Origin of the sequence: Pontibacter fetidus (genome assembly GCF_010119545.1) — a bacterium.
Lineage (GTDB): Bacteria > Bacteroidota > Bacteroidia > Cytophagales > Hymenobacteraceae > Pontibacter > Pontibacter fetidus.
The window spans coordinates 114455-139216 of sequence record NZ_JAAEAA010000011.1 but is presented as its reverse complement, the minus strand read 5'-3'; the positions used below and the strand labels follow the sequence as shown (position 1 = coordinate 139216).

The 24762-nt window shown below is 45.4% G+C and carries 19 protein-coding genes; 17 read left to right on the top strand and 2 right to left on the bottom strand.

The features are described 5' to 3' along the window. Positions 1-145 precede the first annotated feature (145 nt). Positions 146-1444 (bottom strand): T9SS type A sorting domain-containing protein, encoded by a 1299-nt coding sequence (locus tag GWO68_RS10320; RefSeq protein WP_162346358.1) that lies wholly within the window; start codon positions 1442-1444, stop codon positions 146-148. 223 nt (positions 1445-1667) lie between these two features. Here GWO68_RS10320 and GWO68_RS10315 point away from each other — a divergent pair, with 223 nt between their 5' ends. The 9 genes from GWO68_RS10315 (at position 1668) to lysA (ending at position 15088) form a co-directional block, all read left to right on the top strand. Then, entirely contained in the window at positions 1668-2072 is a 405-nt protein-coding gene (locus GWO68_RS10315) for a hypothetical protein (protein WP_162346357.1), read from the top strand. 287 nt (positions 2073-2359) lie between these two features. Further along, positions 2360-3361, top strand: coding sequence for a biotin synthase BioB (gene bioB, locus GWO68_RS10310; RefSeq protein ID WP_162346356.1), 1002 nt, complete (start codon positions 2360-2362; stop codon positions 3359-3361). An 86-nt stretch (positions 3362-3447) separates the two neighbouring features. After that, complete coding sequence (locus tag GWO68_RS10305) at positions 3448-4569, top strand: aminotransferase class I/II-fold pyridoxal phosphate-dependent enzyme (protein WP_235942015.1); 1122 nt, start codon at positions 3448-3450, stop codon at positions 4567-4569. Further along, positions 4566-5180, top strand: coding sequence for a dethiobiotin synthase (gene bioD, locus GWO68_RS10300; RefSeq protein ID WP_162346355.1), 615 nt, complete (start codon positions 4566-4568; stop codon positions 5178-5180). Before GWO68_RS10305 ends, bioD begins: the two co-directional genes overlap by 4 nt. 63 nt (positions 5181-5243) lie before the next feature. After that, positions 5244-6521, top strand: a complete 1278-nt coding sequence (gene bioA, locus GWO68_RS10295; RefSeq protein ID WP_162346354.1) for an adenosylmethionine--8-amino-7-oxononanoate transaminase — start codon at positions 5244-5246, stop codon at positions 6519-6521. 131 nt (positions 6522-6652) lie between these two features. Further along, positions 6653-7852 carry a beta-ketoacyl synthase N-terminal-like domain-containing protein gene (locus tag GWO68_RS10290; protein ID WP_162346353.1) on the top strand — a complete coding sequence of 400 codons (1200 nt, stop codon included), beginning with the start codon at positions 6653-6655 and terminating at the stop codon, positions 7850-7852. 313 nt (positions 7853-8165) lie between these two features. Beyond that, positions 8166-12479, top strand: a complete 4314-nt coding sequence (locus tag GWO68_RS10285) for a T9SS type A sorting domain-containing protein (RefSeq protein WP_162346352.1) — start codon at positions 8166-8168, stop codon at positions 12477-12479. Between the two features lie 144 nt (positions 12480-12623). Further along, the gene (locus GWO68_RS10280; protein ID WP_162346351.1) at positions 12624-13934 is read left to right on the top strand and encodes an aspartate kinase; all 1311 of its coding nucleotides are present in this window, start codon (positions 12624-12626) and stop codon (positions 13932-13934) included. A gap of 11 nt (positions 13935-13945) precedes the next feature. Then, positions 13946-15088, top strand: coding sequence for a diaminopimelate decarboxylase (gene lysA, locus GWO68_RS10275; protein WP_162346350.1), 1143 nt, complete (start codon positions 13946-13948; stop codon positions 15086-15088). A gap of 78 nt (positions 15089-15166) precedes the next feature. Here the strand turns inward: lysA and GWO68_RS10270 are convergent, their stop codons facing one another. Continuing rightward, entirely contained in the window at positions 15167-15835 is a 669-nt protein-coding gene (locus GWO68_RS10270) for a hypothetical protein (RefSeq protein ID WP_162346349.1), read from the bottom strand. 593 nt (positions 15836-16428) lie between these two features. Here GWO68_RS10270 and GWO68_RS10265 point away from each other — a divergent pair. From GWO68_RS10265 to trpS, 8 genes are all read left to right on the top strand, one after another. After that, positions 16429-17877 carry an SDR family oxidoreductase gene (locus GWO68_RS10265; RefSeq protein ID WP_162346348.1) on the top strand — a complete coding sequence of 483 codons (1449 nt, stop codon included), beginning with the start codon at positions 16429-16431 and terminating at the stop codon, positions 17875-17877. Between the two features lie 207 nt (positions 17878-18084). Then, positions 18085-19032, top strand: a complete 948-nt coding sequence (locus GWO68_RS10260; RefSeq protein ID WP_162346347.1) for a phosphoribosylaminoimidazolesuccinocarboxamide synthase — start codon at positions 18085-18087, stop codon at positions 19030-19032. Between the two features lie 54 nt (positions 19033-19086). Next, entirely contained in the window at positions 19087-19464 is a 378-nt protein-coding gene (locus GWO68_RS10255) for an STAS domain-containing protein (protein WP_162346346.1), read from the top strand. A 15-nt stretch (positions 19465-19479) separates the two neighbouring features. Further along, a complete protein-coding gene (locus GWO68_RS10250; protein WP_162346345.1) occupies positions 19480-20406 on the top strand; it encodes a ribonuclease Z in 927 nt (308 codons plus the stop codon). A 136-nt stretch (positions 20407-20542) separates the two neighbouring features. Further along, the gene (locus GWO68_RS10245) at positions 20543-21337 is read left to right on the top strand and encodes a queuosine precursor transporter (protein WP_162346344.1); all 795 of its coding nucleotides are present in this window, start codon (positions 20543-20545) and stop codon (positions 21335-21337) included. An 8-nt stretch (positions 21338-21345) separates the two neighbouring features. Next, positions 21346-22275: a ketopantoate reductase family protein gene (locus GWO68_RS10240; RefSeq protein WP_162346343.1), complete on the top strand. Its 930-nt coding sequence runs from the start codon at positions 21346-21348 to the stop codon at positions 22273-22275. A 228-nt stretch (positions 22276-22503) separates the two neighbouring features. Next, entirely contained in the window at positions 22504-23418 is a 915-nt protein-coding gene (locus GWO68_RS10235) for an EamA family transporter (RefSeq protein WP_162346342.1), read from the top strand. A 271-nt stretch (positions 23419-23689) separates the two neighbouring features. Beyond that, complete coding sequence (gene trpS / locus GWO68_RS10230; RefSeq protein WP_162346341.1) at positions 23690-24664, top strand: tryptophan--tRNA ligase; 975 nt, start codon at positions 23690-23692, stop codon at positions 24662-24664. The last annotated feature ends 98 nt before the right edge of the window (positions 24665-24762 follow it).

Here is a 24762-nt window from a genome sequence, read left to right as displayed (position 1 = left end):
CCCGAAGGCCTCACCTGAGCCTGAAAATGTGTACACCACAGCAGGTACATCAAAAAACCTGTGAGCTAATGCCCACAGGTTCTCTAAAATCATCGTAAAACCTGTCAACTTATTTTAGGACGGGTCATAGTTTAACAACTATAGTTTACCTTTTCACAAACCGAAGTACCTGCCTCTCTCCTTTCCCGGAAATCAGCAACATGCTATAGTTACCCGTTTTAAGCTTACTTACATCCAATGTATAGTTGCGTGTTTTACTTATGAATTGTTGCTGGTACACCTGCTTCCCGGCCATGTCAACTATAGATATTGTATTTTCTTTTTCGGCAGCATCTAGGTACAAAATATCGGAAGTTATAGTTGGATAAAGTATAGCACTAGTCAGGGACTGCCACTTAACCGAAACTACTTTAGAATAAGTATAACTACCATCAAAATCGATCTGCTTTAACCTGTAGTATAACCCGCCAGATAAGGGGTCAGCGTCTGTGAAGGTATAATTGGAGCGTGTAGAACTGGTACCCTTGCCAGCTATAGTTGCAATACCTGCAAACGATTTGCCATTCTGGCTGCGCTCCACTATAAAATGTTTGTTATCTTTTTCGGAAGCAGTAGCCCAGTTTAGCACTACGCCCTGGTGTTGGGTGCTTGCTTTAAAATTTACTAACTCTACAGGCAATGGCGTTGGGCCGCTGGTTGTTTGGGTACTCCAGGTCATGCTAAAATCATCAATCGCCAGCCCATGGTCGTTTTCAAACTCATCCAGATCTTTCCAGCGCAGCATTACATAGCCTTTATCAGGAATTGTAACCGGAATAGAAACAGTTAAATAGCGTTTATTAGCAGTAGCATTTCCGTCCAGGGCACTACCGGTAGCATAAAATACAGGCCCCAGAAAATCGAGCTCCTTTACGTTTGTCCAGCCGGCATCGGATTTAGGCGAAAGGTTAAAAGCAGCAGCATCGGCACCTGTAGCATACCAAAACGACAAGGTATGCTGGGGCGTGGCAGGCCGGGCACTTCGCCATTGCTCACCAGTAAAGTTAATGTGCAGTGCAGTTATAGTTTGCCCAGTATTGTTCTGGATCAGTAATCCCCAGGCAAATTCCCCGACCGTGCTGGTAGCCGAAGCAATAGAACCTAAGGCGCGGTCGGTGCTTCCGGCCGGGCCAAAACTATACAAACCGCCCGCATTGTTTGAGCCCGTGCCTGCAGTTATAGTAGACGTAGCTGGTGCTGTACGGAAAAGAGACCATCCCGGGAAATACTGCGTGCCGTGCGCCCAGGTTCCGGTTCCGGAAAGCGGTAGTCCATCAAAATTCTGGGTATAGTTTTTAGTAAAAGGATTTAAGCTTACCTGCGCTACTGCATCACGGCAAAACAACAATACAATTAAAAGGCAGCAAAAAGTTATAAGTGTAAACCGGGTAAAGATTCCTACCATATACAATTAAGGTTAAAGCAATTATCCTGAACTATGCGGCAAAACAAGCCTGCAGAATTTTCAGCTTAACTTACAGCTTCTAACTATAGTTCAATTCATCTTTACCTTTTTAGATAAACATCTGCTTAGATTCCTAAACTATGGGCGTAGCTGGTTTTGAAATTTGACCAAGCCTTTCAGTTTAAAAAAACTATATTATATTTGAAAAAAACTATACTACAGTATGAATACGAAACTCCTGATGTCTGCCAGTGCTCTAGTTTTAGCTGCAATCGGTTTATTGCTTTCCTTTTTGCCGGATGAAATTTTGCAATATGCGGGCGTCAGTTCGGTTTTGCTGCTTCCGGTAATATTACAGTTACTTGGCGCTGCTTACCTTGGTTTTGCGCTACTAAACTGGATGGCCCGTGCCAACCTGATTGGCGGAATATACAGCCGGCCGGTGGCCATAGGCAACTTAATGCATTTTATAGTTAGTGGTTTGGCTTTGCTTAAAGCTGCTTTTGCAGGCCCCGGAAACATTGCACTTTGGGTAACAGGAGTGGTTTTCATCGGCTTTGCTATACTTTTTGCGAAAGTAACTTTTACACACCCCTTAAAGGAGAAGTCATCTAATCAGATGGTTTAGCATCCTGGCTATAGCTATAGTTCAGGCAATGCAGCTTACTTTTTTGTAGCATTTTCTTTTATCAAATCTAGCAGGTATAGTTTACCAGTTACGATGCCTTTATAAGGCAACGCAGTGCTTTATTTTCAATGGCCATCTTTCTCAACAAATTAACAAAGTAATTTATCCACAGAAATACTCCAATTACAGAGCCTGTTAGCTATTTTTCCACGAAACTTACTCATAGGATTTATTTTTTATTCCTAAATCTTCAAATTACCTTCGCAACCTAAACCTGCTAACTAACCATGACACACTTCGGAACTAACGCAGCTATCCGCAACGACTGGACACTGGACGAAATAAAAGCGATTTATAACAAGCCCGTGCTTGAGCTTATAGTTGAGGCGGCTAATGTTCATAAAATTTATCAGGCCACCGGCGAAGTGCAGGTATGTACCCTGCTTTCGGTGAAGACTGGCGGTTGCCCTGAAGATTGCTCTTATTGCCCGCAGGCTGCCCGTTTCCATACTGGTGTAGACGTGCATAAACTGCTGAGCCAGGAACAGGTGTTAACTGCCGCACAGCGTGCGAAAGATGGTGGTTCTACCCGTTTTTGTATGGGTGCTGCCTGGCGCGAAGTACGCGACAACCGCGACTTCGATAAGGTGCTTGACATGGTGAAAGGCGTAAACGAAATGGGCCTTGAAGTTTGCTGCACTCTGGGCATGGTAAACGAGTACCAGGCCGAAAAGCTGAAAGAAGCCGGCCTGTATGCCTACAATCATAATTTAGATACATCAGAAGAGAACTATAGCAATATCATTACCACCCGTACCTACGACGATAGATTAGATACTATTGAGAATGTGCGTAAAGCGGGCATCTCGGTTTGCTCCGGTGGTATCATTGGCTTAGGCGAGACCGACGAAGACCGCATCGGTATGTTGCATACGCTGTCTACACTGGTACAGCACCCGGAATCTGTTCCGGTAAATGCGCTGGTTCCGGTTAAAGGTACGCCACTGGAAAATCAGCCACTGGTTACGGTTTGGGAAATGGTGCGCATGATCGCGACCGCCCGTATCCTGATGCCGAAAACCATGGTTCGCCTCTCGGCTGGCCGCGAGCGCATGAGCGTAACCGAGCAGGCACTTTGCTTCCTGGCCGGCGCTAACTCTATTTTCACAGGCGAGAAACTGCTAACTACTCCTAACCCGGATTTCGACGCAGACAAAGCCATGTTCGAGTTACTGGGCTTAAATCCAAGAAAATCATTTAAAGAAGAAGGACAACCGGAGGTTGTTTAGACAAAAGACTCATTGACAAAAGACAATAGAGTTTTATTAATTTGATTTATCCGTTTTAAATCCTTTGTCCTTTGTCAAATAGTCCTTTGTCACTAAAACTAAAGCAAAAGCTGGCGGAACGGGCTGCGCAGGGCAACTTGCGTGCGCTTAAAACCACCACTGGCCTGACTGACTTTTGCTCTAACGACTACCTGGGCCTTGCCCGGTCAGAGAAGCTGCGGGAATTAATTCAGAGGGAAGAAGCCAACTATAAACATTTGCCTTTGGGAGCAACCGGCTCCCGGCTGTTATCCGGCAACCACCCGCTTTTTGAGGAACTGGAAACTATAGTTGCAGCTTACCACAAAGGCGAGTCGGCGCTGCTTTTTAATTCCGGTTACATGGCCAATGTGGGTTTGCTATCGGCACTGCCCCAGCGTGGTGATACCGTTTTTTACGACGAAGCCAGCCATGCTTCCATGAAAGATGGCCTGCGCCTCAGCTTTGCTAAAAGCTATAGTTTCAGGCACAACGATGTAGCCGATCTGCAACAAAAACTGAAACACGCTACCGGGCAGATCTATGTGGTAGTAGAGTCGGTTTACTCGATGGATGGTGATAAAGCCCCTTTGCAGGAATTGGCTATAGTTTGCGAAGCGCATAACGCCGCGCTTATAGTTGATGAAGCCCATGCCGTGGGTTTGTATAGTGATAATGGCGAAGGACTAACTGTAGCATTAGGTTTACAGGACAAAGTTTTTGCGCAGGTGATAACTTACGGCAAAGCCATGGGCAACCACGGTGCTGCTATAGTTGGCCCGAAGGTGCTGCGCGAGTTTCTGATAAACTATAGCCGCGCCTTTATTTACACCACCGGTTTGCCTACACACGCCTTGCTGGCTTTAAAGAGTGCTTATAGTTTGCTGCCTCAGTTACAACCCGAACGCGAACGTGTAAAACAGCTGGCAGCTCAATTATACGAGCAGTTAAATAACCTAAAAGGCATCCGCTGTACACCGGCGGATAGCGTGATACTTTCTGTTTTTACAGAGGAAAGTGCCCAGTTGAAACCTTTGGCCGAAAGCTTACAGCAACAGGGTTTTGACGTGCGCCCGGTCATGTCGCCGACGGTACCGAAAGGAAAAGAAAGATTACGTGTAATTGTACACGCTTATAATACAGAAGAAGAAATTGTGGGCCTCGTGCAGGCCATAGCCAACCACTTATGAAACGCTATTTTGTGACAGGCATCGGAACGGAAGTAGGGAAAACCGTCGCCGCTGCTATTTTAACCGAAGCTCTGCAAGCCGACTACTGGAAACCAGTGCAAGCCGGCGGACTTGATTTTACAGATACAGACACGGTGCGCAGCCTGGTTTCTAACCCTGTTTCTGTATTTCACCCCGAAGCTTACCGCCTTAAAATGGCCGCATCGCCGCACAAAGCCGCTGCCGCCGAAGGCCGTGAGATTGATGTGCTTGGCATTACCTTACCCGAAACCAGCAACAACCTGATCGTAGAAGGTGCCGGCGGCCTTATGGTACCCCTGAACAAACGTTACCTGATCTTGGACCTGGTGCAGCAACTGGGCCTGGAAGTAGTATTGGTATCGCGTAATTACTTAGGAAGCATCAACCACACGCTACTTACTGCTGAAGTGCTGCGCTACCGCAAAGTGCCGGTGGCAGGAATTATTTTTAACGGCGAAGAAAACAGCTCTACCGAAGACTTTATCATTAAATATACCGGCCTGCGTCGCCTGCCATCTATCCGTCAGGAAGCCGACTTCTGCCCGGAAACGATTGCCGGGTACGCCAAAGACTTTGTACCATACCTGTAATACCAAGCAGAATAGCCTATAGCTAAAACTCTACTAAACAACCATTTACCTTATTACATTATTATGAGCTTAGCCGAACGCGACCAACAGATTATCTGGCATCCGTACACGCAGATGAAAACAGCTGCTTTGCCAATTGCTATAGTTCGGGGCGAGGGCGCACTTTTGTTTGCCGAGGATGGTAAGGAATATATTGATGCCGTAGCCTCGTGGTGGGTAAACCTGCACGGACATGCGCATCCATATATCGCTGAAAAAGTATCGGAGCAACTACATACCCTGGAGCATGTGATCTTTGCCGGCTTCACACACCAGCCTGCCGTAGAATTGGCCGAAGGTTTACTGAAGATATTACCCGAAGGCCAAAGCAAGGTATTTTACTCTGATAACGGCTCCACAGCAGTAGAGGTCGCGCTTAAAATGGCGATACAGTACTGGGCCAACCTGGGTACTCCTAAAAAGAAGATCATCGCGTTTCGGGATTCCTATCACGGTGATACGTTTGGGGCCATGGCTGTAAGCAGCCGCAGTGCCTTTACTGCCCCTTTCTGGTCTTACTTGTTCGAGGTTGATTTTATAGATGTACCCGTTGCCGGGAACGAAGCAGAAACGATAGCACAGCTTGAAGCTCTGGCAATTTACGGTGATGTTGCTGCCTTTGTTTACGAACCCTTGGTTTTAGGCACAGCCGGTATGGTTATGTATGAACCGGAAGTATTGGATAAGCTTCTTGCGATCTGCCAGCAGCATAACATCTTAACTATAGCCGACGAAGTGATGACCGGTTTCGGGCGCACCGGAAAGTTATTTGCCAGCCATTACCTGCAAAACAAACCGGACATGGTCTGCCTATCAAAAGGCCTGACAGGTGGTACCATGGCGCTGGGCGTTACTACCTGCAGTAACAAAATCTACAATGCTTTTCTGGCAGATGATAAAGGCAAAACGCTTTTCCATGGCCATAGTTACACTGCCAACCCGGTTGCCTGTGCAGCCGGTATTGCCAGCCTGGCGCTAACTACCAGCCCCGAAACACAGCAAAACTTAGAACGCATCGCTACCAGACATCAGGCATTTGCAGAAGAGCTAAAGCCGCTACAGGGCATAAAGGAAGTAAGACAACGCGGAACCATACTGGCCATTGAATTCGCGGATGAGAGCACTTCTTACTTCAGTAACTTACGTGATCTGTTTTACAATTACACACTGGAGCAAGGGGTAATCCTTCGCCCGCTTGGCAACATCATTTATATCATTCCGCCTTACTGCATTACAGATACCCAGCTTGATAAAGTTTATCAAACTATAAAAGGCATGCAGAAGTTGATTGCTGATCGTTAACTGCTGCCTGCTATAGTTACGTTTGCCGGATTTGAGTTCGGCTACTTCTTACATCCTGATTCAAACTAAAATCACAGAAATCTTTTAAATCCCATTAATCTGCGGTTCTGGCGCCTTACTTTTGCATCAGTTTGGGAGCAGAGAAGAAACATATCGTTATCAAAGGCTGTGGGGCAATTTCCCCGTTAGGCCACGATCCTGAAACTATAGCACAAAGCTATGGTTCCGGCAAACCTGCTTTCAAAACTATAGTTCATCAGGGCAAACCTACGCCGGTTGCTGCGCTTCCATCTGAGGCTGAGGCCCAACTACAGCTACTCCTGCAAAGTAATCCCAACTATAAACAACTTGACCGCTCCGTATTGATGGCAGTATATGCCGCACGGCAGGCCGCAGAGCAGGCAGGCTGGTTGCAGCAGGATTTTACAGACCAGGATTTAGGTGTAAATATCGGATCGTCGCGCGGGGCAACGGGTTTACTGGAGCAGCATTACACAAACTTTCAGCAGGATAAACTGACCTCCGGAGCCTCTCCTACCACTACACTGGGCAACCTGTCGAGCTGGGTGGCGCATGCTGTAAATGCCGGTGGTGCACAGATAAGCCATTCCATAACCTGTAGTACCGCTTTAATGGCCATCGCCAATGCCACAGCCTGGTTAAAAGCAGGCATGGCCAAACGTTTTTTAGCCGGCGGCACCGAAGCCCCACTTACCGATTTTACCATTGCCCAGATGAAAGCCGTGGGTATTTATTCTAAACTACACGACCAGCCTTTCCCCTGCCAACCTTATGCATCTATAAAACAGAATACCTTTGTGTTAGGTGAAGGCGCTGCTGTGTTTGCTTTAGAAGCCGTGCCAGAGGTAGCAGTAAGGCCCGGAACTATAGTTGTAGAAGCCATAGGTTTAGGGTTTGAACCAATCAAAAGCAAAACAGGAATCTCTGCTGATGGCCTTAATTTTCAGCAAAGCATGCGCCACGCACTCAGCCAGCTTCCAGCACCCGACCAGCACATCGACTTGGTTATAACCCATACACCCGGAACTATAGTTGGCGATGGCGCTGAGCTACAAGCGCTTTCCTCCGTTTTCGGAACAGATCTAACTTCCCTGACTACAAATAAATTTCTGCTTGGCCATACCTTGGGGGCTTCAGGTAGTTTGAGTATGCAGTATGCGTTGCATATTTTTGAAAAACAGGCTATTGCATTGCCTGCCTATACATCTAATTTCTCTAATATTTCCGAAAGCTCAAAGTATAAACGAATCATGGTGAATGCAGCCGGATTTGGCGGAAATGCAGCCACTGTTATACTGAAACAAATCTAGGCTTATAGCAAAATAGCACTTCTTTAAGGTAAACTTAAGTTATAAGTATGCTATAGCCCAAACTACTCTTATAAAAAGATAGGGAAACATTTTTGTGTTAATTTTTTTTAGTGATATTTGCGCACCAATTGTAGGCTTTTTTTAATAAAAGCGTATCACTTAACACATAAAGTATCCTAGCAAATTATAGAATATGTGCTACTAAATTTTATAGCCCACTGAAAAATTTCTAGTTTTTACCTGTCTCCCCCTCCCTTTCAGAAAACAACAAAAAAGCTGTTACAACATTAGTTTTCAATTCCTTTTAGCCAAAATGAATAAAACTTTACTGACTGCAGTTTTCTGTAGTTTACTACTTTTTTGCTTTTTTTACCTGAGCCCACAATCCAAAGCGCAAACCCCTGGCCTCATTTATAAAATTGCTACGAATGGAGGCAACAAAGTTCTGGACCCGGACGGAAACGGATACGTTTCAAAAACTGCGCTTGGGTTTCAGTTGGTTGGTGGCAACAGGTTAGATGAAGGACCTGAATACAGCGAGATTCCTTACCGCCCTTTTCCTGTGTTTATGGATGAGCCTTTGGCTGACTTAAAAACAGGCGGTAGCTACGGCCACACCGACTTTGCCCCAAAGGTTTACGCCAATGGCCAGTTGGTTGGCTCCCCCATGGCTTCTTATTATGATGGTAAAAACTTCCTGTTCCGTATTCGTCTGGCTGGCCAATCTACGGCTTCAAAAGGCTATAGTATCCTTATCGACACAAACACGACATTAACGGGTACAGGTACCAATCCTGGTTTTGAATTTGAAGTATTGCTGGCTACCAACTTTGATGTGCGTATTTACGACTATAGAACTGTACCAACGGGCAACCAGATCTTTAGCGGCTCTGTAGATCAGTATTCTCAGAAGGCGATAGCGGGTTCAACAGGCGGCGGAGATGCAGATTACTTTTATGATTTCTATGTGCCCATGTCAGCTTTTGCAGGAGGTATAACCGAAGTTACTCCACTCCGCATGACCGGTGTAACAGTTACCAGTGCAAAGAGCGGGATTTTTGGTACAGCCTCCGATTTTGGTGGCGTTGATGATAATGCATACAGTGGTACTGCAGCTGATATCTGGAAAGAAGTAATAAATAACACGCCTTCAACTACGCCAACCACTATAAAAGACTTAGGTTTTACACCGGTTACAGCAACTGCACCAAAAGTAAATAACCCAATTTATACGAACAGCGCAGCCATTACTGGTTCTTCCATTGAAGCTGCAGGTTCTATAGTTACAGTCTTTAGAAATGGCGTAAGTTTGGGTACAACCTCAGTCGGGATAGATGGTTTCTGGAGCTTGTCTACTTCAGGTATAACCCTGGCACTAAATGATGCGATTACCGCAAAAGTAAAACCTAGCCTTGAAAATGAATCCCCGTCATCTGCTTCGGTAACAGTTACAAATCAAGTTCAGTGTAACACTGCTCCTCCTGAGATGTCATTAACAAATGCGAATAAGGGTTTTAAAGGCTCTACAACTGAAGCAGGCACAATTGATATTTATAGAGATAACTCACCTAATGCCGCTACATTAATCGCAACAGGAACATTTACAACAGCTACAAATTGGGAATTAAAGTTTGACAAATCAGGCAATTCCATTACGGCCGGAACCTATTATGCAGTATTTACTCCATCAGCAGCTGGTAGCTGTGCATCAGTTTCATCAAACCAGATTTGCGCGACAGGTGGTACAGGTAACGGATCTACTTCTGAACCTTTAAAACCAACTCTATCATCAAGCACGCTAACAAGCAGTACTTTAAGCTTAAGTGGTAATGGAGCCTATCCAAACTCAGTCATTATTATTTACAAAAATGCAGTTGAAATTGGACGTACTACTACATCATCTGTAGCATCCGGAGGTCGCTACACGTGGACTTATGTTTATACCATTCCAGCAAACCAGCAGGTATCAACCGGGGATGAATTTTATGCAAAGAATTTATTAACTTCTCCGTGTACAACACTTAGCGCTAAAACTACTTCTTATTTTGCTTCTGTAAATTCATCAGCCCCAACTATAACTGGAACTTACTGCGGAGAGACCACAACTGTAACAGGTACGTCTACTGAAGTAGCAGGATCAATTATTAAAGTCTATGTTGGCGCTACACAAGTTGGCACTACCACTGTCAATGCAAATGGCGCCTGGACAGCAACTATAACCAAACAATCATCCGGAACACTTACGGCTACTGCCACTGCTCCAAATAAATCGGTTAGTGCTGCATCAACAGGTGTAACTATAAACGGTGTCCCAAGTAGTACTGGCTTAATTATTACCGGCACCTCATCGGGCACAACTATTTACGAAGGCAGTACTTCTGTAACTGGTAATTACAATACTGCTAACGGATCTGTAATTACACTTTATATAAATGGACAAGCTTATGTAGATAGCAATGGAAATAAAATTTACGCATCTGTATCGGGCAGCACTTTTACGTTCTCTAACATATCTCCTTTCGAACTATATGCCGGTGCCAAACTAACAGTTTCTGTAAAAGCATCTGCCGGATCGACTTGCGAAAGCGCACAGTCTGCAGAAGTTATAGTAGCCTGCAACCCGGCAGCTACAACTATGACAGCAGCTTTTACAGCTGCTAAATTCTGTCCTAACACACCGGCTTATATAAAACTGTCTACTTCAGAAGCAGGTGTTATTTACAACATCTATAAAAAGAACGCTGATAATAGCTACATACCATTCGGTCCTTCTGTTTTAGGTACCGGTTCCGCCGTTACGTTACAATCTAATCCGGTTACAACCGTAGGAACTATAGTTCAGGTTAAGACTATAAAGGTAGGTGCTCCGTGTCAGTACACCATTGGCGGCGACATGACGGTAGACCTTTACCCGGAAGTGCCAAAAACATTTACTGTTACCGCAACTCCAGATAACTCGAACTGTGCCAATGTGCCGGTAACCATTACAGTGCAGGCTGCTGAAGCAGGTTACTCTTATCAACTGATCATCAATAACACCACAAAAGATAAAATTGGCAGCCCGATTGTCCCTACTGCCAACGGCAACATTTCTTTTCCTGCCCAGATCGTTTCTAAAACTACAGAATACGGTATTGTTATTACCAGTACTTCAACTGGCTGCGTTACAGAAAACACGATTCTTAAAACGATAACTATAAGCGGCGGCCCCGATGTAAACCGTACTGTTAGTGCAGACAAAACCAAAGTTTGCGCTGGCCCCACTTCATCAGCAACGATTAGCGTGGCAACTCAGGGCAACACTTTTACTTACAAGATTTACCAGGAAGGGAACGCTACTGCACTAGCAAGCTTTAACGGAAATAACAGCACCATTCCCACTACTATTTCTGCACCTTTTGCCACAGCTGGTATCAAAAACTTTTATGTTACTGTTTCAGAGACCAACGGCTGTTCTAACTTAGTGTTAACTCAAAAAGTAAGCATAACCGCAACCGATGGCACTGGCGGCACAGTAGCGGCGGGGCCAAACGCAACATCCTGCGGAAGCACCTACACCCTGGCTGGCAGCAACCCCACTCCCGGCTCCGGCCTCTGGACTATCGTTTCGAAACCAGCTACTGCCAACCCTGCTTTCTCGAATGCAACGCTTTATAATGCTAATGTCTCGGGCCTTGTTTCCGGAGATTATACATTTCAGTGGGCGGTAACCTCAAGCTGCACCAATGCAACAACTTATAGCACAGTAACTATAACAGTAAACTGCCCTGCAGAATATAGCGTCCGGAGCAATAAACCAATTCCGGATTATACGGACACAGAGGTTATAGCGACTGTAACTGATGTAGAGGGTATTAAATCGGCTCAGCTGATGGCAGGCAAAGGTGCACTACCACCCGGTGTTGACCTGAACACAACCAACGGCAACTTATGGATAACCGATAAAAGTAAACTGCTAAACAATAACTATAATTTCGTTATCAGGATAACAGATAATGCAAATAAGACTACGGATATACCGCTTGCGCTAAGATTTTTCACCAATAGTCTACGTCCCGTCGATATCACCCCACTACCTGTAGAACTGGTATACTTCACTGCCACTTCAAATAAAAAAGGTGTGTTGCTACAATGGTCAACAGCTTCAGAACGTGATAACGACAGGTTTGAGATTGAGCGCAGCCAGGATAATAAAAAGTTTGAAAAGATTGGCGAAGTAGCAGGGGCAGGTACCAGCAGCCGCTCTATAAAGTATAGCTTCAACGACACCAGGCCACTGCCAGAGATGAGTTACTACAGGTTAAAGCAGGTAGATTATGACGGCACACACGCCTATAGTAAGGTCATCAGTATCCGGAACAATGCCCTGTCAGAGAAAGCTATTTTACAGGCATATCCTAACCCGTTCTCTGATAAATTAACGATAACCATTACATCACCGGTTTCGGAGCAGGCTGTACTTACACTTTATAACCTGCAGGGCCGTAAGTTACAAAGTATGGCAATTGTCCCTGAAAAAGGTATAAACAACTACGAACTGAGTACGCAGCAGCTGTCCAGCGGAGTTTATATACTTAAAGTAGCAGGCAATACCACCGACGTAACTACCAAAGTCCTGAAAAAATAAAAATTTATAGTTTTAACTATAGTTAGAAAGGCTGGCCTGTTGGTCGGCCTTTTCTTTTTACGCATAACTATAACTGCCATTACAGTAAGCTCCTTACTTTTTATTAGTTTTGCACCTACCTTAAAATACAATTTACCTTTTTAGATGAAAGTATTAAAATTCGGTGGCACCTCGGTGGGGTCTGCTGATAGAATGAGAGACGTTGCGAACCTGATTCACAACGGCGACAGAAAGATTGTGGTGCTGTCTGCTATGTCGGGCACTACAAACAAGCTGGTGCAGATTGCTGAAATGCTGTACCAGAACAAAAATGAAGACGCGAATGCGCTGATTGATGCGCTGCATGATACCTATAAACAGGTTGTAGAATCGCTCTACACCACTCCGGAAAAAAAGAAACAGGCCAACGAACTGCTTTCCCATCATTTTGATTTCATCAGGGCTTTTACCCAGGACCTGTTCACGATACACGAAGAGCGCGCTATACTTGCGCAGGGCGAATTATTGTCTACAGCGTTGTTCCAGTTTTTCCTGGAAGAGCAGGGCATTCCGTCTGTGCTGCTGCCAGCTCTTAATTTCATGAAGATCGATGAGAACGAAGAGCCGGACGCCGCTTACATCGCCAAAAGTATCAGAACAGAGCTGGAGAAATACCCGGATACAAATCTGTTTATTACGCAGGGCTACATTTGCCGCAACGCTTTCGGGGAGATCGATAACCTGAAGCGTGGTGGTTCTGATTACTCTGCTTCGCTGATAGGTGCTGCTGTAGATGCTTCTGAGATCCAGATCTGGACCGACATTGACGGCATGCACAACAACGATCCGCGCATTGTTAAGAACACACACCCAATTGCCGAACTTTCGTTTGATGAGGCGGCTGAGCTGGCTTACTTTGGCGCTAAAATTCTGCACCCGAGCAGCGTGTTGCCGGCCAAGCAAAAAAACATACCCGTACGCCTGCTCAATACCATGCAGCCTGAAGCTAAAGGAACCATCATCCACGGCGAAACTTCTGGTGGCGGCATTAAGGCGGTAGCGGCTAAAGATGATATAACAGCTATCAAGATAAAGTCGGGCAGAATGCTACTGGCTTATGGTTTCCTGCGAAGTGTGTTCGAGGTATTTGAGCGCTACAAAACGCCGATCGACATGATTACTACTTCGGAAGTAGCAGTTTCATTAACGATAGATAACAACAAGTTTCTGAACGAGATTGTAGCAGAGTTGAAGGAAATAGGCCAGGTAGAAGTAGACGAGAACCAAACTATAATATGCGTGGTGGGCGACTTTATTGCTGAGAAAAGCGGTACCAGCCTGAAGGTATTTGAAGCCCTGCAGGATGTACCGATGCGCATGATCTCGTATGGTGGCAGCACAAACAACATCAGCTTACTGATAAACACATCAGACAAAGTAACGGCACTAACCAGGCTGAACGAGGGGATTTTTTAAGGAACGTGACCATGCTAAAACAACATTTACAGGAGCTGCAGCAGCAGGCCACTCCTTTTTACGTCTATAGTTTAGAGCTGCTTCGGCAAACGCTGCAACTTGCTAAAACCGAAGCTGCCAAGTATAACTACCACGTACATTACGCTTTAAAAGCCAACGCCAACGCGCCTATACTTGCCGAAATGCTGCAGGCAGGTTTTGGGGCCGACTGTGTAAGCGGCAACGAAGTGAAACGGGCCATAGAAGGTGGTTTTAAACCGGAGCACGTAGTTTTTGCCGGTGTAGGTAAATCTGATGCCGAGATAAACTATGCCCTGGACCAGGACATTTTCTGCTTTAACTGCGAGTCGAAACACGAGCTGGAGATACTGAACGAACTGGCTACAGCCAAAGGTAAAACAGCCCGCATTGCGCTGCGCATTAACCCGAACGTAAACGCCAACACGCACAAGTACATTACCACAGGCCTGGAAGAAAACAAGTTCGGGATTAATGCCTGGGAACTAGAAAGTGTGCTGGAGCTACTGCAAACCTTGCCTGCCATTGAACTGATAGGTATTCACTTCCATATCGGTTCCCAGATTACGGATCTTTCTGTTTTCAAAAATCTGTGCACCCGTGTTAACGAGTTCCAGGAATGGTTTTTATCGCGCAACATTACTCTGCCGCACATAAATGTTGGCGGTGGCCTTGGTGTAGATTACTATAACCCGGATGACAACCTGATTCCTGATTTTGAAGCATATTTTGGGTTGTTCAACCAGTTTCTGGAAGTGCGCCCGGGGCAGCAGGTACATTTTGAGTTAGGTCGGTCGCTGGTGGCACAGTGTGGTACGTTGATCTCGAAAGTGCTGTACATCAAAAAAGGCATTACGACCAACTTTGCTATATTGGATGCCGGCATGACCGAGCTTATTCGCCCGGCGCTATACCAGTCGTATCACCAGATAGAGAACCTGACCAGCGAGAAACCGGAAGAAAAGTACGATGTGGTAGGCCCGATCTGCGAGTCGAGCGACTGTTTCAGAAAGGCGGTTATATTACCGGAAACCAACCGTGGCGACCTGGTTGCCATTCGCACAGCCGGCGCTTACGGCGAAGTAATGGCCTCAGGCTATAACCTGCGCGAGAAAGCCAATGTCATCTATCTATAGTTTGCATTAACTATAAGCACAAAAGACCTGCTTCTGAATTACCGGAAGCAGGTCTTTTTGTATGAACTAAATGAGAAACTATTGCGCAAGTATAAAATCAGGGGTGGCATAAGCGATACCCTTCTGGCCTTTCAGGGCATTAGAGATATCCAGCGCATTTCCTTCCGAATTTTTATCTAGCTGTAACAGGTAAGTGCCCTCGCCCAATGGCCCTACCAGTTTAGTATTGTACCTGGCAGCCAGGTCGCGTAAAACGGCTTCGCCTCCTGCTTCCGTTTTCACCACTACTTCGTTGCTAAGCCCCACTGCCTGGTTATCGGCCATTTTAAACGAAGGTCCGGCATAGGTAATTGCTTTATCCTTGTTCAGTTCTGCTATAGCCTGTTGGGTTTGTGCGCAGTTAAGCCCGTTTGCTAAGCCCAACGTAAATATTAACCCGCTTTGGCTGGCCCGCTGGCTAAGTATACCAGTCAAGAAGCCATACTTTTTAAGCACATTTTCCCGCTCAGTTGGTGTCAGGTTTTTATCAAAAGCAACTACCAGCTGGTTTGTATGAATGGTGCCAAGGTCGGTGAGTTTAGAGCCGGAAAAGTAACTATAGCTCGGGCAACCGCCTGCTATTTTCATTGGGTTCAGGAGTTTCGGATCGAAACGTACATTCCGTATCGGAGAGACATTATCCTGGTTACAGCTACCAAGTGCAGCAGCCGTTAGTATAGTTATAATCAAGGGTAAAATCGTTTTCATATAGCATGTTCCTCAAGTTTCTGTAAATACTTGTTGTACGTACAGTTACAAGTTATAGTCGCGATTTTACGCCAGTATTTATACCGTAATTTCCAGAGGGCTTCCTTTATATAATCCAACAAAACAAAGGGCTATAGTTTATTACCCGTCCATTCTTCCCAAAACGCACAACTTACTTATAAACCGCTGCTTCTGTTTTGCTATAAATCAGTACCATTTCAACAACCTGCTTTGTGGCATTTTATAGTATAAACAAACATTTTTAGCCAGCTTAAACCGGCATAACTATAAGGCTATATTTACCGGATAATTAAAGATATGGTAAGTACTTTCCGAACTGTATGAGGAGCAATTATGATGTTGCGCACCAGCCAAATACCTGAATAGTGGAATCCTTTTTTAATGCTATAGTTCTGAGCACCACATGCATGCTACCAAAAACTGTCCCCCGAAGGTTGAATAACTATAGTTTAGGCTTTTGCCTTGGTTGTAAACTATAGGTTGCAAAGCGTATAATCCAGCGCAAACGATAACTAGCCCGAACATAGCTGTAACTTTGCGGTTCTAAGTATAAAGCAACCTCTACCCCACCTATGAAAATACTTTTGACCGGAGCAAATGGCTACATTGGCAAGCGATTATTGCCGGTGCTGATTGAGCAGCAGCACGAAGTAATTTGTATGGTACGGGACCCGAGACGTTTTGAACTGCCAGACACGCTGAAAGATAAAGTACAGATTGCCAAAGGAGATTTGCTGCAACCCGAAAGCTTAACCACACTGCCAACAGCTATTGATGCCGCCTACTACCTGGTACACTCTATGGGTGCCTGGGGCCACGACTTTGAGAAAGCAGAACAAGCATCGGCAGAAAATTTTGTTACGTACTTAAACACCACTTCGGCCAGACAGGTCATTTACCTGAGTGGGATCTCCAATGCGGCACATCTTTCAAAGCACCTTAGTTCGCGCCGGCATGTAGAGGATATACTGGACCAGGCAAAAGCTTCTTTAACGGTATTTCGGGCTTCTATCATCATCGGGTCAGGCAGCGCTTCTTTCGAGATCATCCGCGACCTGGTAGAAAAACTACCGGTCATGATTACGCCGCGCTGGCTAAATTCCAGGTGCCAGCCACTTGCCATCCGTGACGTTATTTTTTACCTGACTGCCGCCTTAGACAACTCAGCTTGTTACGAACAGCGCCTCGAAATTGGCGGCCCTGATGTACTTACCTACAAACAGATGCTGGAAAAACTGGCGGAGGTACGCCATCTTAAGCGTTTCATTTTTACAGTTCCGGTACTTACGCCCAAGTTATCGTCTTACTGGCTATACTTTGTTACCAGCACCAGTTTTTCCATTGCCCGCAGCCTGGTCGAGAGTTTGCGTAACGATACCATTGTGCAGGACAACCGCATTCACCACATCATTCCGCATCAGAACCTGACCTATGAAGAAGCTTTAAAACTGGCCTATGCTAAAATTGAGCAGAACATGGTTATATCCAGTTGGAAAGATGCCCTGGTAAGTGGTACGATGCGCCTTAATTATATGGATTTTGTACAAATGCCGGAGCATGGGTTACTAACTGATAAACAGGTCATTAAACTGGCCCAGGACCCTGAGGTAGTGCTGCATAACATCTGGAGTATTGGCGGTGAACGCGGCTGGTATAAAACTGATTTTTTGTGGGAAATACGTGGCCTGTTGGATAAAGTGGCCGGTGGTGTAGGGCTGAAAAGAGGCCGCAGGCACCCTTCCGAGATACAGGCTGGCGATAGTATAGATTTCTGGCGCGTGCTGGTAGCAGACCGTGAAAAAAGGCGTTTGCTGCTTTATGCCGAAATGAAAGTGCCCGGCGAAGCATGGCTACAGTTCAGGATTTATGACCAGGAGGATGGTGCGTACTTAGAGCAATTGGCGGCTTTCCGGCCCGATGGCTTAGCTGGCAGGTTATACTGGTATGCCATGCTTCCTTTTCATTACATCATTTTCCAGGGCATGATCCGTAACATCGCTACCTATAAACCGGAAGCTTAACCGCACGCCTAAGTATTAAAAGTTACAAATACATTAAATAATGCAAACTATAGGTTTTAAAATATAAAACTTAACCTATACTTGGTAGTATACAAGGCCAAGGTATTTTAAGTAAAGCCCGCAACTATACTTGCTGAAGTAAACCTGTAAATTTTTTGCCCTTTAAAAATAACGTTAACTTTGCTCTCCGACACACAAAACGCACAAATGGAGGCCATTAAAGAAACCAACTTTTCCTTTGCCGGACAAACCGGTTTTTACAGGGGCAAAGTTCGCGATGTTTATTTCTTCGGCGACAAGCTGGCTATAGTTGCTACCGATCGTATCTCTGCTTTTGATGTAGTGCTGCCACGCGCTATACCTTACAAAGGGCAGGTGCTGAACCAGATCGCCAGCCTTAACCTGAAAGCCACTTCCGACATTGTTCCGAACTGGGTAATTTCGTCGCCAGACCCGAATGTAACGATAGGTTTGCGATGCGAGCCTTTTAAAGTGGAGATGGTGATACGTGGTTACCTGGCAGGGCATGCCTGGCGCGAGTACAAAGCCGGCAAGCGTATACTTTGCGGCGTAACATTACCCGAAGGCCTGAAAGAAAATGACAAGCTTCCGCAGCCTATCATTACCCCAACTACCAAAGCCGACGAAGGCCACGACGAGGATATCTCGCGGGAAGAAATTTTGGCAAAAGGTATTGTAACTGAGGAAGATTACTTAAATTTAGAGAAGTATACACAGGCACTTTTTGCACGTGGCACCGATCTTGCAGCCCAACGCGGACTAATACTGGTGGATACTAAATATGAATTTGGTAAACAAAACGGCCAGATATTTCTTATTGATGAAATCCATACGCCGGACTCGTCGCGCTATTTTTACAGCGAAGGCTATAAGGAGCGACAGGAAAGGGGTGAGCCGCAAAAGCAATTATCGAAAGAGTTTGTAAGACAGTGGCTGATCGAGAACGGATTTCAGGGACAGGACGGACAACAAATTCCGGAAATGACGGATGAAGTTATTGAAAATATCTCTAAGCGCTATATAGAGCTATTTGAGGTATTTACGGGCCATTCCTTTGTAAAAAGTGATTATAAACAGGCACTGGAGCGCATTGCGCAAAGTGTTGAGCAAAACATTTTTAGTTTAAAAGATTAGATTTTTTAATGTATATTTTGGTACATTCGCATTTAAATCCTTATTGGTAGATCTATGAAGTACACGATTGATAAGAAAGAGAACTATACTATAATCACGATAGATGAGAAGAAGCTGGATACTTCAATAGCTCCGGACCTTAAGTCTGAGTTTGTGAAGCTGAACGCAGAGGGAATTACGAACCTGATCCTTGACCTGAACAACGTAAAATACACCGATTCATCAGGGCTTAGCTCTATCCTGATCGCAAACAGACTTTGCAATTCTTCTAACGGTTTGCTTATACTTACAAGCCTGCAGGACCACGTAATGAAGCTGATCTCTATCTCTAAACTGGAGTCGGTTTTAAACATTCTGCCTACTGTTGAAGAAGCCATTGACCGTGTATTTCTGCACGAGATTGAGCAGGACCTGACAAACAAAGAAGACTAAGTATAGCCGCCGGCCGTGGATTTCGAACTCAGGATATTGGGTAGTTCGTCGGCCACTCCCTCGGCAAACAGACATCATACCGCACAGGTACTTACCATTGGTAACCAACTACACCTGATTGATTGCGGTGAAGGTACGCAAATGCAGCTGATGCAATACAAGATAAAGCATCAGCGCATTTGCAATATCTACATCAGCCACCTGCACGGCGACCATTACTTTGGCTTAGCCGGTTTGCTCTCCACTATGCATTTGCAGGGCAGGCAATTACCACTTCACTTATTCGGCCCTCCCGGCCTTTCCGAAATCTTAAGTCTGCAGTTCCGCTACTCGGGCACTAACCTGAGCTTTAAGCTTATTTTTCATGAGCTGGATACAGCCTGTTACAAGAAGATATTTGAGGACAAGCTTATAACGGTACACACCATACCTATGGAGCACCGAGTGCCAACTTGTGGCTTTATTTTCAGGGAGAAGCCTAAGCCGCGGCCACTTATAAAAGAGAAGCTCCCGCCTTACCTAACGCCGCCGCAACTGGTGCGCCTGAAGTGGGGCGAAGACATAAAAGACGAACAGGGAAACCTTATACTTGCCAACAAAGACGTTACCCTTGACCCAAAGCACAGCCGAAGCTACGCCTACTGTTCTGATAGCCGCTATAAACCCGACCTGCTCCCCTACCTGCAAAACGTAGACCTACTCTACCATGAAGCAACTTTCCTGAGCGATATGGAGGAGCGTGCCAATCAGACCTTCCATAGCACTGCCCGCCAGGCCGCCGAAATGGCCGCTGCGGCACAGGTACGTCATTTGCTGCTAGGCCATTTCTCAGTACGCTACAAAGACCTGACCCCCTTACTTACCGAAGCACAGGAGATTTTCCCGAAAGCTGACCTGGCTACAGAAGGAAGCATTTTTAGCGTGGTAGACCAGCATCGCTAATGCTGGGTTATAGTTCCGGTTTTACTGTTTAACACGCTACCCCATATCGCAGAATACAGCGGGTTGATTTAGCCACTCAGAAAGCATAAATTTACTTCCTTATACACCTTGCATCAACTATAAAAACCCACAACATATGGGCACCACGGCAAACAACCTGGAAAAGAAGCGAACCACTTTATTCCTGATATTGAGTGGCATTTTCCTGAGTAATGCGCTGCTGGCCGAACTGATCGGGGTTAAGATATTTTCGGGAGAAGCTTTGTTGGGTTTGCCGGGGGCGCAGCTGGATATACTGGGCAGTAAACTCGATTTTAACCTGACTGCCGGAGTTATTATCTGGCCGGTCGTGTTTGTTACTACTGACATCATCAATGAGTATTTTGGTACACAGGGCGTGAAGAAGGTAAGTATACTTACGGTTATTCTGATACTGTATGCGTTCCTGGTGATAACTATAGTTACGGGTTTGCCGCCTGCCCAATTCTGGGTAGACCTTAACAGCAAAGATCCACAGGGCAACCCGTTTAACATCGACTATGCATTTAGCTCCATTTATCGCCAAGGGCTAGGCATTATTATTGGTTCGGTGGTTGCGTTTCTGGTGTCGCAGTTACTGGATGCTACGGTTTTCCATTGGCTACGCAGGTATACAGGCAGTAAAAAGATATGGCTCCGCGCGACAGGTTCTACCCTGGTATCGCAGTTGGTTGATAGCCTGGTAGTTTTGTTTGTAGCCTTTTACATGTTCGGCAATTGGTCGCTGGAGCTGGTGCTTTCGGTGGCAGCCATCAACTATATCTATAAATTTTCGGTAGCTATAGTTATGACCCCTGTACTTTACCTGGCGCATTACCTGATAGATGGTTACCTTGGCCACCGGCAGGCAGAGGAACTGATAGAAACCGCGGCTATAGAAAGTGAACAGTAAATAAAGATATGGTAAAAGTAGCAATAGCCGGTATCGGCGGAGTGGGTGGATATTTTGGCGGCAAACTGGCGCAATATTACCAAAACTCAGAAGAGGTGGCGGTATACTTTATAGCACGTGGCGAGAATGAAAAAGTCATCCGGCAGCAAGGTATATCTGTAGAAACTCCTTCTGAAAACTTTACTGCGCAACCCAGGCTGGTTACCTCTGACCCTTTACAGATTGGCGAAGTGGACCTGCTCATTTGCTGTACCAAAAGCTATGACCTGGAACAAAGTATAACGCAGCTAAAGCCCTGCATAAGCCATAATACGGTTATACTTCCGTTACTGAACGGCATCGACAGTTACGACCGGATCAAGGCTGTTTATCCTGAAAATGAAGTATGGGACGGCTGTGTCTATATTGTTTCGAGGCTGACAGCGCCCGGCCACATAACCGTCTCAGGCGACATCAATTCTTTATTTTTTGGTTCGGAGGAAGGCACGATCGCGAAACTAGAACAAGTATTGCAACTTTTTAAAGCCGCCGGAATTAATGCCACCTTATCCCAAAACATACAGCAAACTATCTGGGAGAAATACCTCTTCATCTCAACTATAGCAACGCTTACCTCTTACCTTAATGCCAGCATGGGAGCTATTTTAGAGAAAAAGGAAAGTATAGACCTGCTGCACTCCCTCTTGCATGAAATTATGCAAATTGCCAAAGCCAAAGGAATTATAGTTCAGCCAGATACCATACAAAAGATAACAACCAGGATGGCAAAGCTTCCCTACGAAACTACGTCTTCTATGCACTCCGATTACTTGTCAGGCAAAACCACAGAAGTTGATTCGCTTACGGGTTATGTTGTAAAGCTGGGAGAGCAATTACAAATACCTACGCCCACTTATACGCAACTCTACACTGCTCTTAAAGCCCGCGAAGCCCGGTAAATTCTAACATATGGTAAAAAATAATTGGCTAAAGTTTTTGATTGTTAAGAATCTTAGTCTATGTTTGCACCCCGATTAAAAACAATGACTGCACATTTAGCACATACACAAATTTTTATCACAGGATACGTTCTGCACGACCTGTAAGAGTACCCGGCTTACCCGCTTTGGGGCACACCTGCCCTACCTCTATTTTAAAATTTTGATGTTTATTTAAAAGGCAATCCTATGTTCAGAGGAATCGCTTTTGTGCTTTGCGGAGCGTGCAGCTTTGGTATACTTTCGACGTTCGTAAAATTAGCATATAACGAAGGCTTTACCTTGGGTGATGTAACTGGCACTCAGGTATTTTTTGGGTTGATTATTCTTTGGGTGATAGTACTGTTACGTGGGCTGATTTATGGCCGCGGCAACAGTGCATCGCTTAAGGAAGCCCTCCAGCTTATTGCCATGGGCACCAGCACCGGTTTGGTAAGTATCTTTTACTACAAATGCGTGCAAACTGTACCGGCCTCTATCGCCATCCTGCTGCTAATGCAATTCACCTGGATGAGCTTACTACTTGACTCTATCATAAAACGCAAACTGCCTACTTTACTGCAAATTGGTACTGTACTGTTGGTTTTACTGGGTACGTGTTTTGCAGGCAACCTTTTCTCAGGCTCTTTCCAGGATATCAGTTTACCCGGCATTGGATTTGGTTTGTTAGCTGCGCTCTGCTATACTTTCTTTTTGATGGTTAACGGATCTGCAGGTAATAACTTACATCCGGCTACCAAAAGTGCATTGCTGCTTACTGGCGCGTGCATCCTTGTATTTTCTATTTTCCCGCCGGTTTTCCTGGTTAACGGAGCCTTAGCAAATGGGCTGTTTAAATGGGGACTGGTACTTTCGGTTTTTGGTACAGTTTTGCCCCCACTTTTCTTTTCGTATGGCATCCCTAAAATTGGTCTTGGCTTAAGTGCTATACTTAGCTCTGCAGAATTGCCAGTGGCTGTTTTGATGTCGAGTATGGTGTTACAGGAGCAGGTTATTGCAGTGCAGTGGTGTGGAGTTATTCTTATACTCGCCGCCATAATATTATCAAATATCAACTCGCTTCGCAAAAAGCGTAACCCGGAACAGCAGCTTGCCGCCGCATAACTATAGTTCTTAACTATAAATTTACAGAGCCTTAACCTGTCTTAAAAGCAGGACTAGTACGAACTCTCTCTCGTCATCCTGCAAGTTGAAAATCCTGAACTTTTCAGGGTATCTTTCGGGTCAATAGCAATAGTTTATTTAACCTGCGACTAAGATCCTTTCAGAAAAGCAGTTAAATCCGGCGGCTACAACTATAGTTGGGTATCTACATTTTTGATGGGCAATTTCAGCTATTTCAGTTAATTTGCACCTTTAACACAATTCGCAAACTATGGCACGTTACCTTACCGGCATACAAAGCACCGGCCGACCGCACCTTGGCAATTTGTTGGGCGCTATATGCCCTGCTATCGAGTTTTCTAAAACAGCTGACCAGGAAGCCTTATACTTTATAGCCGACCTGCACTCGCTTACGACTATCCGCGATGCTGAAGTTCTGAAACACAACACGTATTCTGTTGCAGCGGCCTGGCTGGCCATGGGTTTAGATACGGACAAACATATACTTTACCGCCAGTCGGATGTGCCTTTTGTAACGGAGCTTGCCTGGTACCTGAATTGCTTTGCACCTTTCCCGATGCTGGCTAACGCGCACTCTTTTAAAGATAAATCGAGCCGTAGAGGATTGGCAGATGTGAACGCTGGCTTGTTTACTTACCCAGTTTTGATGGCTGCCGACATTCTGATGTACGATGCCAACTTTGTACCTGTGGGCAAAGACCAGATACAGCACCTCGAAATTACCCGCGACATTGCCAGCTCGTTTAACCATATTTACGGTGAAACTTTCGTGTTACCTGAAGCCAAAACCGATGACGCCATTATGACCATACCAGGCATAAACGGCGAGAAAATGAGCAAGTCGTATGGTAACATCATCGATATATTTGAGGCTGACAAACCATTGCGCAAAGTTATTATGAGTATAGTAACCGACAGCACCCCACTGGAAGAGCCAAAGAACCCAAACGACGATACTACTTTTGCTTTATATAGATTACTGGCAACCCCTGAAGATACAGAAACTATGCGCCAGAATTACGAAGCAGGCGGTTACGGGTATGGCCATGCCAAACAAGCGCTTTACGAACTTATACTTAGCAAATACAGCAAAGAGCGTGAGCTGTTTGCCTACTACATGAACAACCTGCCAGAACTGGATAAGAAGTTACAGGAAGGTGCCGAGAAAGCAAAAGCCATTGCCGCACCTGTGTTGCAGCGTGTCCGTCAGAAACTGGGTTACTAACCTATAGTTTAAGTCATAAAAAACAGGCAGCTGAGATTTTCAGCTGCCTGTTTTTGCTTTTATAGCCTGTTGATACCTAATAGCTTAATGCTATTGAC

Excerpts from the sequence above, each read along its gene's own strand:
- GWO68_RS10285 (WP_162346352.1), top strand. The coding sequence starts at position 8,166 with ATGAATAAAACTTTACTGACTGCAGTTTTCTGTAGTTTACTACTTTTT.
- bioA (WP_162346354.1), top strand. The coding sequence starts at position 5,244 with ATGAGCTTAGCCGAACGCGACCAACAGATTATCTGGCATCCGTACACG.
- bioB (WP_162346356.1), top strand. The coding sequence starts at position 2,360 with ATGACACACTTCGGAACTAACGCAGCTATCCGCAACGACTGGACACTG.
- bioD (WP_162346355.1), top strand. The coding sequence starts at position 4,566 with ATGAAACGCTATTTTGTGACAGGCATCGGAACGGAAGTAGGGAAAACC.
- GWO68_RS10240 (WP_162346343.1), top strand. The coding sequence starts at position 21,346 with ATGGTAAAAGTAGCAATAGCCGGTATCGGCGGAGTGGGTGGATATTTT.
- trpS (WP_162346341.1), top strand. The coding sequence starts at position 23,690 with ATGGCACGTTACCTTACCGGCATACAAAGCACCGGCCGACCGCACCTT.
- GWO68_RS10235 (WP_162346342.1), top strand. The coding sequence starts at position 22,504 with ATGTTCAGAGGAATCGCTTTTGTGCTTTGCGGAGCGTGCAGCTTTGGT.
- GWO68_RS10280 (WP_162346351.1), top strand. The coding sequence starts at position 12,624 with ATGAAAGTATTAAAATTCGGTGGCACCTCGGTGGGGTCTGCTGATAGA.
- GWO68_RS10255 (WP_162346346.1), top strand. The coding sequence starts at position 19,087 with ATGAAGTACACGATTGATAAGAAAGAGAACTATACTATAATCACGATA.
- GWO68_RS10265 (WP_162346348.1), top strand. The coding sequence starts at position 16,429 with ATGAAAATACTTTTGACCGGAGCAAATGGCTACATTGGCAAGCGATTA.
- lysA (WP_162346350.1), top strand. The coding sequence starts at position 13,946 with ATGCTAAAACAACATTTACAGGAGCTGCAGCAGCAGGCCACTCCTTTT.
- GWO68_RS10270 (WP_162346349.1), bottom strand. The coding sequence starts at position 15,835 with ATGAAAACGATTTTACCCTTGATTATAACTATACTAACGGCTGCTGCA.
- GWO68_RS10320 (WP_162346358.1), bottom strand. The coding sequence starts at position 1,444 with ATGGTAGGAATCTTTACCCGGTTTACACTTATAACTTTTTGCTGCCTT.
- GWO68_RS10315 (WP_162346357.1), top strand. The coding sequence starts at position 1,668 with ATGAATACGAAACTCCTGATGTCTGCCAGTGCTCTAGTTTTAGCTGCA.
- GWO68_RS10245 (WP_162346344.1), top strand. The coding sequence starts at position 20,543 with ATGGGCACCACGGCAAACAACCTGGAAAAGAAGCGAACCACTTTATTC.
- GWO68_RS10260 (WP_162346347.1), top strand. The coding sequence starts at position 18,085 with ATGGAGGCCATTAAAGAAACCAACTTTTCCTTTGCCGGACAAACCGGT.